Source organism: Roseomonas sp. AR75 (assembly GCF_005222815.1).
GTDB lineage: Bacteria > Pseudomonadota > Alphaproteobacteria > Acetobacterales > Acetobacteraceae > Falsiroseomonas.
The window spans coordinates 826253-840828 of sequence record NZ_STGB01000004.1 but is presented as its reverse complement, the minus strand read 5'-3'; the positions used below and the strand labels follow the sequence as shown (position 1 = coordinate 840828).

The following is a 14576-nucleotide window of genomic DNA, read 5'->3' as shown; positions in this document are numbered from 1 at the left end:
ATACCGCCCTTCGCAGGTCTTCCGATGATGCGACCCCTTGCCGCCCTGCTTCTCCTCGCTGCGCCGGCCGCGGCCCAGACCGTCACGGCCACCCGGCTGGTGGTGGCAGACCACGCCGCGCCGCAGGTCAGCGTGCTGGACGAGGCGGGCGCGCCGCTGCTGCGCGTCGAAACCGCCGAGCCCGCCCGCCTGCATGAGGGGCTGCATGCCGGCCAGGTCGCGCTCACCGAAGCGCGGCTCGGCCGGGTCACGCTGCTGGAGACCGGGCTGGAACGGGATGGCCATGGCGACCACGCCGACCTGCATGTCGCCGCACCCGCCCGCCTGCCGGTCGAGCTGCGCGGGCCGCGCCCTTCCCATATCGTCAGCGGCGACGGCTTCCTCGCCGCATATTTCGACGGCGACGGCGCGGCCATGGTGATCGAGCTCGGGCAGGAGGCGTCCCCGACGCGCCTCACCGCCGCGCATCCGCATCACGGCGTCGCCTTCCCCTTCGCCGGCTCCGCCGGCCCGCGCGTTGCGATCAGCGAAGCCCCGGCCGCCGGCGCGCGGCCGAACGGGATCAGCCTGCGCGACCTCGCCGGCGCCGAGCAGGCACGCAGCGCCGATTGTCCCATGCTGCACGGCGCGGCGCGCACCGGCCCGGTGATCGCCTTCGGTTGCGCCGATGGCGTCCTGCTGCTCGACATGGGCAGCGGCGCCTTCCGCAAACTGGCCAATCCCGCGGGCGCCGGGTCGCGCATGGTGCGCAACCTCGAGGGGGGCGAGGATTGGCGGCTGCTGCTCGGCGACTTCGGGCCGGACGCGATGGTGGTGATCGACGCCGACGCGGGGACGATGCGCGTGGTGCCGCTGCCCGCGCGCCGGCTCCATTTCGCGCTGAACCCGGCGCAGGCCGATACGGGCTACGTGATCACCGAGGACGGCGTGCTGCACGCCTTCTCCACGCTGGACGGCACGCCGAAGGCGCAGGTGCAGGCCACCGGCCGCTACAGCCTGGAAGGCGGCTCCGCCGTCGCACGGGCGCGGCTTTCCGCCGCCGGCGACCTCGTCGCGGTGAGCGACCCGGCCGCGGGTGCCATCCGCCTGCACGATGCCGGGACGCTCGTTCTGCGGCGCGTGATCGAGACGGGCGGCGCGCCCTTCGACATCCGGCTGGTCTCGCTGACCGGAGAGCGCCATTGATCCCGTCGCCGCGAACGGACACGGTCATCGTCGCCAATGACGTGACCGAGCGGGAGCGGATGTGGCGCCGCTGGCCCGGCGACGACTGGGCCGCCTTCGATGCGCTGCCGCCCGCCATCCGCCGCCGGATCCACGCCCACGCCTATGACGCCTGGGCGGTCAATGCGCTGATCCTCTGGCGCGCCTTCCGCCGCAAGACCGGCAGCAGCGCGCGCGCCGAACGGCGCCTGCTGCGCTGGCTGGACGAATGCGAGGCGCTGGAACGGGACGCCTTCGCCGCCGCCTATCGGCAAGCGACGGGTTGCCCGCTGCCGCATGCCGCCGCGGGCGTGACGGTGCTGCGCGCGGGCTGACGCCGGGCGTCAGCCCAGGGCCAACAGGCCGCGCAGGAAATCCAGCGCATCGCGGCGCGCGGCGGCGCCGGCCTCGGCGTTGCCGCCGACATGCGCCACGCGCGCGACGCAGGGATCGTCATAGGTGAAGGGCGCGCCGGTCGCGGCATTCACCAGCAGGCCGGGTTCGCGCTCCTCGATGCGGCAGTCGCGCACGCTCTGCGCCGGGCCGCGGGCAGCCGCACCGGACAACGGGTTGTCGAAGCCGTGATGGCCACCCGGATACTCCAGCAGCGCCGCGTCATGCCCGGCCGCCGCCAGCCGCTCCACATGCTCCCGCGCGCGGGAGAGCGGGTTCATGTCGTCCGGCGTGCCGTGGAAGACGCGGATCGGGCCTGGGATCATCGCCGTATCCTCCAGGTAGCGCGTCGCGCAATCCGGATAGAAGGCGAGCGTGCCGACCGGGCGCGGGCCATCCGCGTTCCACATGCGGTGGAAGCGCGCCATCGCCGCGTAGAGAGCGCCCTGCCCGCCGCGGGAGAAGCCGAGCACGGCGATGCGCGCGGGGTCGAGCAGCGGATGCGCCGCCAGCAGCGCCAGCGCGCGATAGATGTCGAGGCAGAAGGCCAGCCGGCCGAGCCGCGCCTGGTCCTGCGAGACGCTGGCAAGCCCACGCCCGCTGAAGCCATCCAGCACGCAGGCGGCCGAACCCATCGCGTTGATCTGCCGCACCCAGAGCGGAATGGACGGCCCGTTCCCGCCGGAGCCGTGCATCAGCAGCACGCAAGGCTGCCTCCCGCCACCTTGCGCGAAGGACAGCATCACCGCGAGCGTGGTCGGCGCGCCATCGGCCTCCCCGCGCAGGAACTGCGCGTCGGTGAGCGTCAGCGTCTGCACCGGATGCAGCTCGATACGGGCAGGCAGCTCCTGCATGGTCATGCTCCCATCCGTGCGCGCACGACATCCAGCGCCATCCGGAAGGCGTGTTCGGCGTCGAGCGCCGTGGTGTCGAGAATGACCGCATCCTCCGCCGGCTTCATCGGCGCGGTGCTGCGGCCGGCATCCTGCGCGTCGCGGGCGCGCATCTCGGCCTCCACGTCGGCGAGCGTGCGCTGCACGCCCTTGCCCTGCAGCTCCAGCCAGCGACGCTTCGCCCGCGCCTCGGGGCTCGCGGTGACGAAGAGCTTCGCCGGAGCATCGGGGAAGATCACGGTGCCGATGTCGCGCCCGTCCATCACCGCGCCATGCGTGCGGCCGAAGTCGCGCTGCCAGTCGAGCAGGGCGGCGCGCACTTCGGGAATGGTCGCGACGGCGGAGGCGGCCATGTCGGCTTGCGGCCCGCGCAGATCGCCGCGGTCGAGATCGGCGGCGGACAAGCTGCGCGCCGCGGCCACGGCCGCCGCGGGATCGCGCGGGTCGCCGCCCGCATCCAGCACGCGTCGGCCGACGGCGCGATACAGCAGGCCGGTGTCGAGATAGGGCAGTCCCAGCGCGGCCGCGAGCTTCCGGGCCAGGGTGCCCTTCCCTGCCGCAGCCGGCCCATCCACCGCGACGACGAGCGGCGGCGTCATGCGAAGGTCAGCGCCTTCCCGCCGGCAAGCCCGTTCATCACATCCGCAAATCCTGGAAAGGAGGTTTCGAGGAAGGCGGCGTCGTCCACCGTCACGGGATGCCGCGCGGCCATGCCCAGCACCAGCGCGCTCATCGCGATGCGGTGGTCCATGCGCGTGGCGACGTGGCCGCCACCGGGCGGCGGGCCGCCCGCGCCGTGCACGACCAGGTCGTCGCCCTCGATCGCCACGCGCACGCCATTCGCCTGCAGCATCGCCGCCGTGGCGGCGAGCCGGTCCGTTTCCTTCACGCGCAATTCCCGCAGCCCGCGGATCCGCGTGGTGCCTGAGGCCGCGGCCGCCGCGATGCCGAGGATCGGGACTTCGTCGATCATCGCCGGCGCCCGATCCGCCGGGACGTCCACCCCGCGCAGCCCGGCAGCCTTCACGCGAAGGTCGGCGACCCGCTCCCCGCCAGCGATCCGCTCGTTCTCCATCGTGATCCCGGCGCCCATCTCGGCCAGGGTGACGAACAGTCCGGTGCGCAGCGGATTGATGCCGACGCCACGCAGCAGGATCTCCGACCCCGGAACCAGCAGCGCGGCGGTGACGGCAAAGGCGGCGGAGGACGGATCGGCCGGCACCGCCAAGGCCGCCGCGACCAGTTCCGGCTGGCCGACCAGCTCGATCACGCGACCCGCACCGTGCGGCGTCACGGTCACCGATGCGCCGAAATGACGCAGCATGGTCTCCGTGTGGTCGCGCGTCGGCTCCGGCTCCGTCACCCGCGTGATCCCGCGCGCACAGAGGCCGGCGAGCAGGCAGGCCGACTTCACCTGCGCCGAGGGCAACGGCACGACGTAGTCCAGCGGCAGCGGGTCGGCGGCGCCTTCCACGGCCAAGGGCAGCCTGCCCCCGGCGCGGGTGGCGAAGCGCGCGCCCGTGGCGGAGAGCGGTTCCGTGACGCGGCGCATCGGACGGCTGCGCAGGCTGGCGTCGCCGGTCATCACCGCGAAGACCGGATGCCCGGCGAGCAACCCGCAGAGCAGCCGCGCCGCCGTCCCCGAATTGCCCATGTCCAGCACGTCCGAAGGTTCCGACAGGCCGCCGATGCCGCGTCCCGCCACGCGCCAATGCCCTGCATCGCGGCGTTCCACCGCGGCACCGAGGGCGCGCATCGCGGCGGCGGTGCGCAATACGTCCTCGCCCTCCAGCAAACCGGTGATCTCGGTGGTCCCGACCGCCAGCGCGCCGAGCATCAGCGCACGGTGCGACATGGACTTGTCGCCGGGGATGGCTGCCTCGCCCGAAAGCGGCCGGCCGGGTGCCCTGGCGGCCATGGGGCGGGCGATGGCGGCTTCGTGCATCGGGGGCGCGTTTGACATGGGGGGCGCAAAGTGGCAATCGCGCGGGTCATTTTTCAGCCCCGCAGCACGCAGCGCCGAACGATCCCTGCGTGCTGCGGGGCCTTTTGCGAGAGCAATTCATGGCCAAGCCCGAACTCGGACTGAAGCGCATCTGCGTCGCCTGCGGCACCAAGTTCTACGACATGACGCGCGCGCCCGCGATCTGTCCCAAATGCGGCACCGAGCAGCCGGCGGAGCAGCCGAAGCTGAAGCGTGCGCCGGCCCCGCCGGACGAGCGGGTCAAGAAGCGCCCGGTCGCCGCGGAGGCGGACGCCGACGAAGCGCTGGAAGTGGACGCCGAGGAGGGCGACGAGGCGATCGAGGACGCCGAGGAGCTCGAGGACGCGGACGAGACTCTCGGCGACGAGATCGAGGTCGAGAGCGATCGCGAGGAAGAGACCTGATCCTCGCCACGCGGGCCGGGGCGACGCCATGTCGCCCTTCCGCGTCGGGCTGACCGAGGCCCTCGGCGCCCCGGCGCTGGCCATGGGCGCCACCTTCCTCGCCTTCGGCGCCGCGGTCGCCGAGGCGGGTCTGCCCATTGCCTGGGCGCTGCTGTGCACCGCGACCGTCTATGGCATGGCCGGGCAGATCGTGCTGCTGGGCCTGGCCGCGGGGCCGGGCGGGGCGGTGCTGCCGGCGGTCGTCGCCGCGAGCGCCGCCAATGCGCGCTTCCTGCCGATGTCGGTGGCGATCGCGCCGCTGCTGGGCCGCGGCTGGAGGCGGGTTCTGGCGCTGCCCTTCATCGCGATCACGCCCTGGGCGCCGGCGATGCGACGGCTCCCGGGCCTGCCCGAAGCCCAGCGCCTGGCCTGGTTCCTGGGCTTCGCCATCGCCTCCTGGAGCGCCGCGCTCGCGGCCACGGCGGCGGGACACTGGCTGGCGCCGCACCTGCCGCCTCACCTGCGTGCCGCGCTGCTGTTCACCAACCCGCTCTATTTCGGCCTGCTGCTGGCCGCCGACCTGGCGCGGCCCGGCGTGCGCCCGGCGGTCATCGGCGGGGTGGTGGCGGCGCCGCTGGCACTGTGGCTCGGCCCCGCCTGGGGGCTGCTGGCGGCCGGGCTCTGCGGCGGCACCGCCGCCTTCCTGTGGCAGCGTCGCGCCAAGGGCGCGCGGGACGAACACCGGTGAGTGGCGCCGACCTTGCGCTGGCGCTGACGGTCGCCGCGATGCTGGCGCTGCGCGGCGCGGGGCTGCTGCTGGGCGGCGTGCTGCGGCCCGACCATCCCGTGATCGCCTGGGCGGCCGCGGTCTCGGTCGCGACGCTCGCCGCCTTCGTGGTGTTGGCGATCGCGATGCCGACGGGGCTGTTGGGGACGGTTCCGTGGTCCGCACGCCTCGCCGGCGTGCTGGCCGGTGCGCTGGGCTGGCGCCTGTTCCGCGGCGGGCTGCTGCCGGCGCTGCTGACCGGCCTTGCCGGCCTGCTGCTCAGCTGGTGGGCGCTGGGCTGAAGCCGTAGAGGCGCGCCGGGTTTTCCGTCAGTATCTTCGTTCGTATTCCCGCATCCGGCGCCCAGTCGGGTAGTGCGTCGAGCAGTGCGGCGTCGTCGGGAATGGTGGTCGCGTTGGGATGCGGCCAGTTGGTGCCCCAGAGCATCCGCTCCGGCGCGGCCGTCACCAATGCGCGGGCCAGTTCCCGCACCGCGAAGGGAGAGGCCTGGTCCAGCGCGTAGGGCGAGGACAGCTTCACCCAGCCGGTGCCGGCCTGCAGCCGGTCCATCACCACGCCCCAGGCCGGATGCGCCGCCCAGTCGCGGATCGGCAGCAGCGCGAAGTGGTCGAACACCACGTCGCAGGGCGCGTCGCGCAGCACGGTGCCGAGGCCCGCGATCATGTCTGCGGTCAGGAAGACCTGCAGGTGCCAGCCGACTTCGGCCAGGCGTTTGGCCAGCGGCGCGACATCGGCCGCGGTCAGCGGCGGGCCGGAGACGAGGTTGGCGCGGGCGCCGCGCACCCCGCGCGCGGCCATCGCGCGCAGATCGGCCAGCGCTGCATCGGGCGGCACCACCGCGACCATGCGTGCATTCTCCCCCGCCTGCTCCAGCGCTGCGAGATGCAGGGAGTTGTCGAAGCCGTAGGTCGAAGGCTGGATCAGCACGTGCCGCTGCAGCCCAAGCCGCGCCATCAGCCGCGCATGGTCGGCGAGCGTCGCCGTGCCGTGCGCCTTCGCGCCCGGAGCCACGGATGCGGCCGCGTCGTAGACATGGTGATGGCAATCCGTCGCACCGGGCGGAACGACCAGCTTCGGCCGCTCGGTGCCGCGCGTGAAGGGAATGGCGTCGCTGTCCATAGGGTCTAGGCTAGCCGGGACCGCCGGAGGAAACGAGATGCGCGTGCTGCTGACCCACACACCCGAGATGCGCGTGAACTACTACCCCGACCGCGCGCTGGCCGCGCTGCGCCAGGTGGCTGAGGTGGTGCTGCACGAAGGCGACACGCCGCTCTCCGGCGCCGCGCTGGCGCAGGCCGCTGCCGGCTGCCAGGCCATCGTCGCGGACCGCGCGACGCCGGGCACGGCCGAGACCTTCGCGAACGCACCCGACCTCGTCGCCTTCCTGCGCGTGGCGGTGGATGTCTCCACCATCGACATCCCCGCCGCCTCCGCGCAGGGCGTGCTGGTGACGCAGGCGACGCCGGGCTTCGGCGCGAGCGTCTCGGAACTCGCGATCGGCATGATGGTGGATCTCGCGCGCAACGTCTCGGAATACGCGGAAGCCTATCACGCCGGGCGGCTGATCGAGCCGCGCATGGGGCGGCAGCTCGAAGGCCGCACGCTGGGGCTGGTCGGCTATGGCCGCATCGCGCGGCGCATCGCCGCCATCGCGCTCGCGATGCGCATGCGCGTGATCGCGCATGATCCGCACGCGCCCGTGGACGATGCCGGCGTGGAATCCGTGCCTTTGGAGAAGGTCTGGGCGGAGAGCGACGTGGTGATGCCGCTCGCGGTCTCGATCCCGGCGACGCGGCACATCGTGAATGCGCGCTCGCTGGCCGCGATGAAGCGTGGCGTGCTGCTGGTGAATCTCTCGCGCGGCGAGCTGGTGGATGAGGACGCGCTGGCGGCAGCGATGGACAGCGGCCATGTCGCGGGCTTCGCCATGGATGTCGGCAGCGCGCCGGACCAGCGTCCGAACCCGGCGCTGGCCGCGCGCGCGAATGTGGTGGCGACGCCCCATGTCGGCGGCCTGACGCCCGAAGCGGCGGAGCACCAGGCGATGGACACGGTGCGCCAGGTGGCGGCGCTGACGCGCGGCGAGATGCCGGAGCGGGCGCTGAACGCGGATCGGGCGACGCGGCTGGCCAGGTTGGGGATTCGCTGAACGCGGCAAGTCTGGAAGGCCGGTCGCGCTCCCACCCGGCTTCGCTGCGCTCAGCCACCCTCCCTCGCGGAGCGGGGTTGGGGTGGGGGTCAGCGCAGCTTCGCCCGGATGAACGCCCCCGCCTCCGCCAGTGAGCGATGCGCCGCGCCGAGGCGCTGCCAGTAAAGATGCCAGGCATGGATCATGTCCGGCCACACCCGAAGCGTGACCTCCACGCCCGCGGCCCCCGCCGCGCCTGCCAATCGCACCGCGTCGTCCAGCAGCGTCTCCGCCGAGCCGACCTGGATCAGCAAGGGCGGCAGGCCGCGCAGATCGGCATGCAGCGAGGAGGCGCGGGGATCGCGCGGATCGGCGCCGGCCAGGTACTGCCGTGCCAGATCCTCCAGATACGCCTTGTGGATCAGCGGGTCCTCGGCGTCCTTCGTCGCCATCGTCGCCCCGGTCATCTCCAGGTCCACCCAGGGCGAGGCGCACCAGGCGCAGCCCGGCAGGGGATCGCCGGCGTCGCGCAGCGCCGCCAGCGCCGCCAGCGCCAGCCCGCCACCGGCGCTCTCCCCGCCAATGGCGATGTTCTCCGCACGAAACCCCTGCGCGAGCAGAAAGCGATAGGCGGCCAGCGCATCCTCCAGCGCGGCGGGGAAGGGATGCTCGGGCGCCAGCCGGTAGCCCAGCGCCAGCGTGCGCGCCCGCGCCTCCCGCCCCATCTGCGAGACGGTGCCGCGATGGCTGGCGATGGAGCCCGAGACGTAGCCGCCGCCATGCAGGAACATCACCACGCGGGAGGGATCGGCGCCGGGCGTCCAGGTCCATTCCGCCGCGACGCCGTTCGCCTCCACCGGCTCCACATGCACATCCGCCGGCAGCGGATCCTGCTGGCCGAGCCAGTCCACGCGCGCCCGCCGCTCCGCCAGATCGGTCGGGCGAGGGCGGGAGGTCAGCAGCGCACGGATGGCGCCGATCTGGCTGTCCGTCATCGCGCGCCGCCCTGCGTGTAGAAGGCGCGGACGAATTCGTCGGCGATCAGCATTCCCTCCACCGCGGTCTGCGTCATCAGCACGAAGGCGAGCCCACTGGCGGGATCGATGGAGACGCCGGTGCCATACACCCCGCTCCAGCCGAAGGCGCCGTTGGGTTGTGGCGACTTCGCGGCCTCGCGATCCACCAGCACCGCCACGCCATAGCCAAAGGAGAAGCCGGGACCGGCCAGGTTGATCGGCAGGTCGCCGGTCTGCGGCGCGCCCATCGCCGCCACCGTCTCCTCCCGCAGCAGCCGCACGCCATCCAGCGCGCCGCCATTCAGCAGCATGCGCGCGAAGCGGAGGTAGTCGCCGAGCGTCGCCGTCGCGCCGCCGCCGCCGGAGGGATAGGCGGTGGCGGAGAAGGCCCGCTCGGGGTCGCTGATGATGCGCCCGCCCGTGATCGCGAAGGGCACGCCGTCGCCGCGCGCGATCGGCCGGATGCCGCTGCCTTCGGCCATCATCATCGCCCGCGCCATGCGGCCGCGCTCGCTCTCCGGCACATGGAAGACCAGTGAGTCCATGCCGAGCGGCCGGCCGATGCGCTCGATCACGAAGCGGTCGAAGGGCACGCCGGCCACGCGCTCGATGACGGCGCCAAGGACATCGAAGGAAAGCCCATAGCCCCAGCGCGTGCCGGGCTGCGCCTGCAACGGCGCGCCGGACAGCCGCCGCATGTTCTCCGCCATGGTCAGGTCGGGCGCGGCGAGCCCGTCATCCACGCCGCGCCGCGCATAGTCCTCGACGATGCCGGGGACGTTCATGAAGCGATAGGACAGGCCGGAGACATGGCGCAGCAGGTCGCGGATCGTCGGCACGCGCGAAGCGGGCTCGTCCTGCCCCGGCGTGGTCTGCACGCGCGGCGTGCCGAATTCGGGCAGGAATCGGTCGGCCGGATCCTCCAGCCCGATGCGCCCCTCCTCGACCAGCATGAGCACCGCGACCGCCGTGATCGGCTTGGTCATGGAGGCCAGGCGGAACAGCGTGTCGGGCCGTATCGGGTCCGGCGCATCGGGATCGCGCCTTCCAGCGGCGCCGGCGAAGACCAGCGTGCCGTCGCGGTGGACCACCTGGGCGGCAATGCCCACGGCGCGGTGCTGCTCCACCTGCATGCGCAGGAACAGGTCGAGCGCCGGCTTGCCGGACTGCCCCAGTGCTGGCGCGGCGAGGGCGGAGGCGGCGGGCGCCGCCAGCAACAGGTCGCGCCGCATCATGCCGCCGCGACCCGGCCGGCCTGCAGCATATCCGAAACGTGATCCATCGGCGTCTCCCGGAAGGCCGCGCGCAGCGGTGGCGCGCCATCCTGCCCCGGGCGCGAAGCGCCGCAAACCTCGTTCGCGGCCCTGCCCTCAACCCTGCCATGCTCCGGGCGTTCTCTGCCTCTCCCCAGGCGCGAGGCACGATGCAGGATCCCGAGGAACTCGCCACGACCAAGCTCCAGGGCATGGTGGAGGGCTTCTTCTGGCTGCTGCCGAACATCGGCATAGGCCTGGCCGTGCTGCTGGTGTTCTGGCTCGTCGGCCTCGCCGCCGGCCGGGCGGTGAGCTTCGCCTTCGCCCGGCGCAAGCGCGTCGATCTCGGCTTCCTGCTCGGCGGGGCGGCGCGCTGGGCGGTGATCCTGGCGGGATTCCTGGTCGTCGCGACCATCATCTTCCCGTCGGTCACGCCGGCCGACCTGCTGGCGACGCTCGGCATCGGCTCGCTCGCCGTCGGGCTGGCGTTCCGCGACATCCTGCAGAACTGGTTCTCCGGGCTGATGATCCTCTACGCGCAGCCCTTCCGCGTCGGCGACCAGATCGTCTCCGGCGACTACGAGGGCACGGTCGAGCATGTCGAGGCACGGGCGACGCTGATCCGCACCTATGACGGGCAGCGCGTGGTGATCCCCAACAGCAACCTCTACACGCGCAGCATCACCGTCCGAACGCGCTTCCCCGTGCGCCGCAGCCAGTGCGACGTGCTGATCGGCTATGGCGACGATCCCGAAGCAGCGTGCCAGGCGGTGCTGCACGCGCTGGAACGCGTCGAGGGCGTCAAGCAAGACCCGGCACCGGATGCGCGGGCCTGGGAGTTCGGCGAGTCCGGCGTGGTGATCCGGGTGCGCTGGTGGACCGATTCAAAGCGCAGCCAGGTCGTCGCCGCGCAGGGCCGCGTCATCAGCACGGTCCGCGCGGCGCTGCGGGAGGCGCAGATGGACCTCGCCTATCCCACCCGCATGGTGCTGCTGCACGACCAGACCGAGGAGGGCGACGGGGACCGTCGACGCCAGCGCGAAGGCTGGCCGGCCGGCGAGACGCCACCCGCGTCTCGACGGCAGGCGGAGGCGGCAAGGGCGACGGCTCAGCCCGGCGGCAGCACGCGCTGACGGATCAGCACCGCGAGCGCGATGGTGCCCGCCGCGGCCAGCAGGAAGCCGGGCGTGAAGCCGGCGAGCGAGATGATCGTGCCGAACACCACCGCGCCCAGCGCCTGGCCGAGGAACAGCGCCATGGCGAAGCAGGCGACCGCCGTGCCCCGCGCCTCCGGCAGGGCTTCCGTCGCCCGCGCCTGCAGCACGCCGTGGAACATGAAGAACAGCAGCCCGAGCAGCGCCTGCGCGAACGCCACCACCGACCAGTGCGGCGCCAGCGCCATCGCCGTCAGCGCGGCGCCGAGCCCGACGCCGCCCCACAGCACCATGCCCCGCTCGCCCAGGCGCTTCACCAGCCCGCCCGCGGCGCGGGTGTAGACGAAGGCGCCGAGCCCGAAGCCGGCCACCGTCAGCCCTGCCGTCGCCGCGCTCATCCCGAAGCGCTCGATCAGCAGGGAGGCGATGAAGGGCACCGCGCCGCCGAACAGCAACATCCCGTCCAGCGCCGTCACGGCCATCAGCTTCCGCCCGGCGGGCCTTTGCAGCAGGCGGATGAAGCCGCCGAGCGCTGGCGCGCCGCCACGTCCGCGCTGCCGCCAGGCGGGACCGAGCAGCAGCAGGAACAGCGCCGCGATCACCGCGCCGATCCCGCCCAGCACCAGGAAGGAGGCGCGCCAGCCCGAGAACTCCGCCACCGTGCCGGAAATCGGCCCGGCCAGCAGCGTCGCCATCACCATGCCCGTCAGGAAGCGCCCGAGCGTCGCCTGGCGGTGCTCATAGGCGACGCTGTCGCCGATATGCGCCATGAACAGCGGGATGGTCGCCGCGGCGAACAGCCCCGACAGCACCCGCATCACCAGCAACGCAAGCAGGTCGGGCGCCAGCGTCGCGCCGAGCAGGCTCGCTGCGTACAGCGCCATCGCCACCGCCGCGACGCGCATCTTGCCGAGCGAATCGCCGATCGGCCCCGCCGCGATCTGGCCCAGCCCATAGGCCATGGCGAAGCCGCCGATCAGCGGCGCCACCGCGCCGATGCCCACGCCGAACTCGCCCGCCAGCATCGGCAGCAGCGGGTCGAGGATGCGCATGCCGCAGCCCACGGTGAAGGCCGCCATCGCCATCAGCCAGACCGGTGGGGACAAAGCGGGCGGACGCTCAGACACGCTGCAGGCGTTCGTGTGGCCCCGCGGGCAGTTCGAGGGCGATGGCGTCGCCCGGCGTCACCGCGCCGCCCGCGATCACCAGCGCCATGACGCCGGCCTTCAGCAGAAGCGTGCCGTCGGCATCGCGCCCGATCAGCGCGCGCATCAGCCCCGGCTGGAAATCGTCGAGCTGGTGGCAGGGATTGCGCAGGCCCGTGAGTTCCGCCACCGCGTCCTGGCCCAGGCGCAGCCTCGCGCCGCGCGGCAAGGCCAGCAGATCGATGCCGCGCGTCGTCACATTCTCCCCGAGGTCACCGGGCGCCACTTGGAAGCCGGCGCCCACAAGCTCGGCCAGCGTCTCCTCCGCGATCAGGTGAAGCTGGCGCAGGTTCGGCTGCGTCGGATCGCGCGCGACGCGGGAGCGGTGCTTCACCGTGACGCCGGCATGCGCATCGCCTTCCACGCCGAGCCCGGCAATCAGGCGGATGCGCGGAAGAAGGGTCTTGGAGAATCCGTGGGTCGGGCTGGCGGCGACGGCCTGGACCGTGCCGCTCACGCGGCGTCGGCCTTGCGGCGCGCGCGCTCGCTCTCGGTCTTGAGCTGGCCGCAGGCGGCCAGGATGTCGCGGCCGCGCGGGCGCCGGATCGGGCTGGAATAGCCGGCCGCGGCCACGATCTCCGCGAAGCGCCGCACCTGCTCGGGCTTGCTGGTGAGATACGGGCTGCCGGGCCAGGGGTTGAACGGGATCAGGTTCACCTTGGCCGGGATGCCCTTGATCAGCCGCACCAACTCGCGCGCCTCGGCCTCGCTGTCGTTCACGCCGCGCAGCATCACGTATTCGAAGGTGATGCGCCGCGCGTTGGTGGCGCCCGGGTAGCGACGGCAGGCGGCAATCAGCTCGGCGATCGGATACTTGCGGTTCAGCGGGACGATCTCGTCGCGCAGTTCGTCCGTCACGGCATGCAGCGAGACGGCGAGGTTGACGTTCAGCTCCGCGCCGCAGCGGTCCATCATCGGCACGACGCCGGAGGTGCTCAGCGTGATGCGGCGGCGCGACAGGCCGATGCCCTCGTGATCCATCACGATCTTCAGGGCCTTGGCCGTGTTCTCGTAGTTGTAGAGCGGCTCGCCCATGCCCATGACGACGATGTTGGACAGCAGCCGCGGCGTGCCGTCCTTCGGGCTCGGCCATTCGCCGTAGCTGTCGCGCGCCGCCATGAACTGGCCGACGATCTCCGCGGCGCCGAGGTTGCGCACCAGCTTCTGCGTGCCGGTGTGGCAGAAGCGGCAGGAGAGCGTGCAGCCGACCTGCGTGGAGATGCAGACCGCGCCGCGATCCTCGTTCAGGTCGGGGATGTAGACCGTCTCCACCTGCTGTCCGTCGCGGAAGCGGAACAGCCACTTGCGCGTCGTGTCCTCGCTGGTCTGCTCGGTTGCGACTTCTGGCCTTCCGACCACGAAGCGCTCCGCGAGCTTGGCCTGCATCGGCTTGGCGATGGTCGGCATGCGAAAGAAATCGGTCTCGCCCTGGTGGTAGATCCAATGCCAGAGCTGGCTGGCGCGGAACGGCTTCTCGCCGATCGCGACCATCTCCGCCGCCAGTTCCTCGCGCGAGAGGCCCACCAGGTCGCGGCGGCCATCGGGCAGGGTCGCCGCCGGCGGGGCGAACAGCGCGGCCTTGGCCAGGATGCGCGCGCGCTCCTGCTCCGTCAGGTCCGCGAGGGGCGCGCCCTGGCTCACCGGCGCGGCCGGGCCTGCGGCGGGCATTCGCGGGAGATGGCGTCATAGGCGGCGGTGAAGCCGCTGAGCGAGAAAGTGTCCGTCACGTTGCCGCGGCCGCCCGGACCCGGCGTGCGGGTCAACGCCTCCCGCCCCGCCTTGAAGGCGGGGATGAGCTGGTCGCTGTCCTGGAAGAAGGCGCTGGTCTGGACCACGCCGTAGGAGCGGAACTCCTGGCTGCCCACCGCCAGCACGGATTCTGCGCCACGTGCCAGCGCATAGCCGACCGAGACCGCCACCTGGTCGCGCCCGCCGGGGCGGTGCGTGACCGTCAGCGTGACCGTGCTGCGGTTGGGCGGCGCGCCCTCGCTCCGGGAGGCACGGGTGAAGGCGTAGCACACCTTCTGCCCGCTCTCCTGATGGGTTGCCGCGGTCCAGTCCTGGAAGGCGCCGAGCCGCGCCGGTCGCTGTCGCTGCTGCGCATCGGCCGGGACGGCGAGGAGGAGGGCGGCGACAAAGGCCGGGACGGCGAGGGTGCGACGGTTCCGGAGCATGCC

The 14576-nt window shown here is 72.7% G+C and carries 17 protein-coding genes; 7 read left to right on the top strand and 10 right to left on the bottom strand.

What is annotated here, in order from left to right; genetic code table 11:
* Positions 1–24: 24 nt before the first annotated feature.
* Both E4T13_RS18080 and E4T13_RS18075 read left to right on the top strand, forming a co-directional pair.
* Positions 25–1185: a hypothetical protein gene (locus tag E4T13_RS18080; RefSeq protein ID WP_137179673.1), complete on the top strand. Its 1161-nt coding sequence runs from the start codon at positions 25–27 to the stop codon at positions 1183–1185.
* A complete protein-coding gene (locus tag E4T13_RS18075; RefSeq protein WP_240791183.1) occupies positions 1182–1538 on the top strand; it encodes a DUF6525 family protein in 357 nt (118 codons plus the stop codon). Before E4T13_RS18080 ends, E4T13_RS18075 begins: the two co-directional genes overlap by 4 nt.
* 9 nt (positions 1539–1547) lie before the next feature.
* On the opposite strand, the gene E4T13_RS18070 is transcribed toward E4T13_RS18075, so the two are convergent.
* The 3 genes from E4T13_RS18070 to aroA are packed head-to-tail and all read right to left on the bottom strand — an operon-like array spanning position 1548 to position 4434.
* Positions 1548–2456: a dienelactone hydrolase family protein gene (locus E4T13_RS18070; protein ID WP_240791182.1), complete on the bottom strand. Its 909-nt coding sequence runs from the start codon at positions 2454–2456 to the stop codon at positions 1548–1550.
* Entirely contained in the window at positions 2453–3088 is a 636-nt protein-coding gene (gene cmk, locus E4T13_RS18065; protein ID WP_137179672.1) for a (d)CMP kinase, read from the bottom strand. Before cmk ends, E4T13_RS18070 begins: the two co-directional genes overlap by 4 nt.
* A complete protein-coding gene (gene aroA, locus E4T13_RS18060; RefSeq protein WP_137179671.1) occupies positions 3085–4434 on the bottom strand; it encodes a 3-phosphoshikimate 1-carboxyvinyltransferase in 1350 nt (449 codons plus the stop codon). The genes cmk and aroA overlap by 4 nt, the downstream gene beginning before the upstream one ends.
* A gap of 119 nt (positions 4435–4553) precedes the next feature.
* Between aroA and E4T13_RS18055 the strand changes: the two genes are divergently transcribed.
* The 3 genes from E4T13_RS18055 to E4T13_RS18045 are packed head-to-tail and all read left to right on the top strand — an operon-like array spanning position 4554 to position 5924.
* A complete protein-coding gene (locus E4T13_RS18055; RefSeq protein WP_137179670.1) occupies positions 4554–4877 on the top strand; it encodes a TIGR02300 family protein in 324 nt (107 codons plus the stop codon).
* 28 nt (positions 4878–4905) lie between these two features.
* Positions 4906–5604 (top strand): AzlC family ABC transporter permease, encoded by a 699-nt coding sequence (locus tag E4T13_RS18050; RefSeq protein WP_137179669.1) that lies wholly within the window; start codon positions 4906–4908, stop codon positions 5602–5604.
* Entirely contained in the window at positions 5601–5924 is a 324-nt protein-coding gene (locus E4T13_RS18045) for a hypothetical protein (protein WP_137179668.1), read from the top strand. The genes E4T13_RS18050 and E4T13_RS18045 overlap by 4 nt, the downstream gene beginning before the upstream one ends.
* Here E4T13_RS18045 and E4T13_RS18040 read toward each other — a convergent pair.
* Entirely contained in the window at positions 5902–6762 is an 861-nt protein-coding gene (locus tag E4T13_RS18040; protein WP_137179667.1) for an amidohydrolase family protein, read from the bottom strand. The genes E4T13_RS18045 and E4T13_RS18040 overlap by 23 nt on opposite strands.
* 37 nt (positions 6763–6799) lie before the next feature.
* Here E4T13_RS18040 and E4T13_RS18035 point away from each other — a divergent pair, with 37 nt between their 5' ends.
* A complete protein-coding gene (locus E4T13_RS18035) occupies positions 6800–7792 on the top strand; it encodes an NAD(P)-dependent oxidoreductase (protein ID WP_137179666.1) in 993 nt (330 codons plus the stop codon).
* Between the two features lie 89 nt (positions 7793–7881).
* On the opposite strand, the gene E4T13_RS18030 is transcribed toward E4T13_RS18035, so the two are convergent.
* On the bottom strand, positions 7882–8766 hold the full coding sequence (locus E4T13_RS18030; protein ID WP_137179665.1) for an alpha/beta hydrolase: 885 nt from the start codon (positions 8764–8766) through the stop codon (positions 7882–7884).
* Positions 8763–10022, bottom strand: a complete 1260-nt coding sequence (locus tag E4T13_RS18025) for a serine hydrolase (RefSeq protein ID WP_137179664.1) — start codon at positions 10020–10022, stop codon at positions 8763–8765. The genes E4T13_RS18030 and E4T13_RS18025 overlap by 4 nt, the downstream gene beginning before the upstream one ends.
* A 188-nt stretch (positions 10023–10210) precedes the next feature.
* On the opposite strand from E4T13_RS18025, the gene E4T13_RS18020 reads away from it, so the two are divergent.
* A complete protein-coding gene (locus E4T13_RS18020; RefSeq protein WP_137179663.1) occupies positions 10211–11173 on the top strand; it encodes a mechanosensitive ion channel family protein in 963 nt (320 codons plus the stop codon).
* On the opposite strand, the gene E4T13_RS18015 is transcribed toward E4T13_RS18020, so the two are convergent.
* Genes E4T13_RS18015 through E4T13_RS18000 form a run of 4 tightly spaced genes read right to left on the bottom strand, consistent with a single transcriptional unit; the run spans position 11149 to position 14573 of the window.
* Positions 11149–12321, bottom strand: coding sequence for an MFS transporter (locus E4T13_RS18015; protein WP_137179662.1), 1173 nt, complete (start codon positions 12319–12321; stop codon positions 11149–11151). The two genes, E4T13_RS18020 and E4T13_RS18015, sit on opposite strands and share 25 nt — an antisense overlap.
* Positions 12314–12856, bottom strand: a complete 543-nt coding sequence (locus E4T13_RS18010) for an MOSC domain-containing protein (protein WP_137179661.1) — start codon at positions 12854–12856, stop codon at positions 12314–12316. The genes E4T13_RS18015 and E4T13_RS18010 overlap by 8 nt, the downstream gene beginning before the upstream one ends.
* On the bottom strand, positions 12853–14067 hold the full coding sequence (gene rlmN / locus E4T13_RS18005; protein WP_137179660.1) for a 23S rRNA (adenine(2503)-C(2))-methyltransferase RlmN: 1215 nt from the start codon (positions 14065–14067) through the stop codon (positions 12853–12855). Before rlmN ends, E4T13_RS18010 begins: the two co-directional genes overlap by 4 nt.
* Positions 14037–14573, bottom strand: a complete 537-nt coding sequence (locus E4T13_RS18000) for an invasion associated locus B family protein (RefSeq protein ID WP_137179659.1) — start codon at positions 14571–14573, stop codon at positions 14037–14039. Before E4T13_RS18000 ends, rlmN begins: the two co-directional genes overlap by 31 nt.
* Positions 14574–14576 lie beyond the last annotated feature (3 nt).

Coding starts and splice junctions, on each gene's coding strand:
- E4T13_RS18050 (WP_137179669.1), top strand. CDS start 4,906: ATGTCGCCCTTCCGCGTCGGGCTGACCGAGGCCCTCGGCGCCCCGGCG.
- rlmN (WP_137179660.1), bottom strand. CDS start 14,067: ATGCCCGCCGCAGGCCCGGCCGCGCCGGTGAGCCAGGGCGCGCCCCTC.
- E4T13_RS18030 (WP_137179665.1), bottom strand. CDS start 8,766: ATGACGGACAGCCAGATCGGCGCCATCCGTGCGCTGCTGACCTCCCGC.
- E4T13_RS18020 (WP_137179663.1), top strand. CDS start 10,211: ATGCAGGATCCCGAGGAACTCGCCACGACCAAGCTCCAGGGCATGGTG.
- E4T13_RS18035 (WP_137179666.1), top strand. CDS start 6,800: ATGCGCGTGCTGCTGACCCACACACCCGAGATGCGCGTGAACTACTAC.
- aroA (WP_137179671.1), bottom strand. CDS start 4,434: ATGCACGAAGCCGCCATCGCCCGCCCCATGGCCGCCAGGGCACCCGGC.
- E4T13_RS18070 (WP_240791182.1), bottom strand. CDS start 2,456: ATGACCATGCAGGAGCTGCCTGCCCGTATCGAGCTGCATCCGGTGCAG.
- E4T13_RS18025 (WP_137179664.1), bottom strand. CDS start 10,022: ATGATGCGGCGCGACCTGTTGCTGGCGGCGCCCGCCGCCTCCGCCCTC.
- E4T13_RS18040 (WP_137179667.1), bottom strand. CDS start 6,762: ATGGACAGCGACGCCATTCCCTTCACGCGCGGCACCGAGCGGCCGAAG.
- cmk (WP_137179672.1), bottom strand. CDS start 3,088: ATGACGCCGCCGCTCGTCGTCGCGGTGGATGGGCCGGCTGCGGCAGGG.
- E4T13_RS18055 (WP_137179670.1), top strand. CDS start 4,554: ATGGCCAAGCCCGAACTCGGACTGAAGCGCATCTGCGTCGCCTGCGGC.
- E4T13_RS18000 (WP_137179659.1), bottom strand. CDS start 14,573: ATGCTCCGGAACCGTCGCACCCTCGCCGTCCCGGCCTTTGTCGCCGCC.
- E4T13_RS18080 (WP_137179673.1), top strand. CDS start 25: ATGATGCGACCCCTTGCCGCCCTGCTTCTCCTCGCTGCGCCGGCCGCG.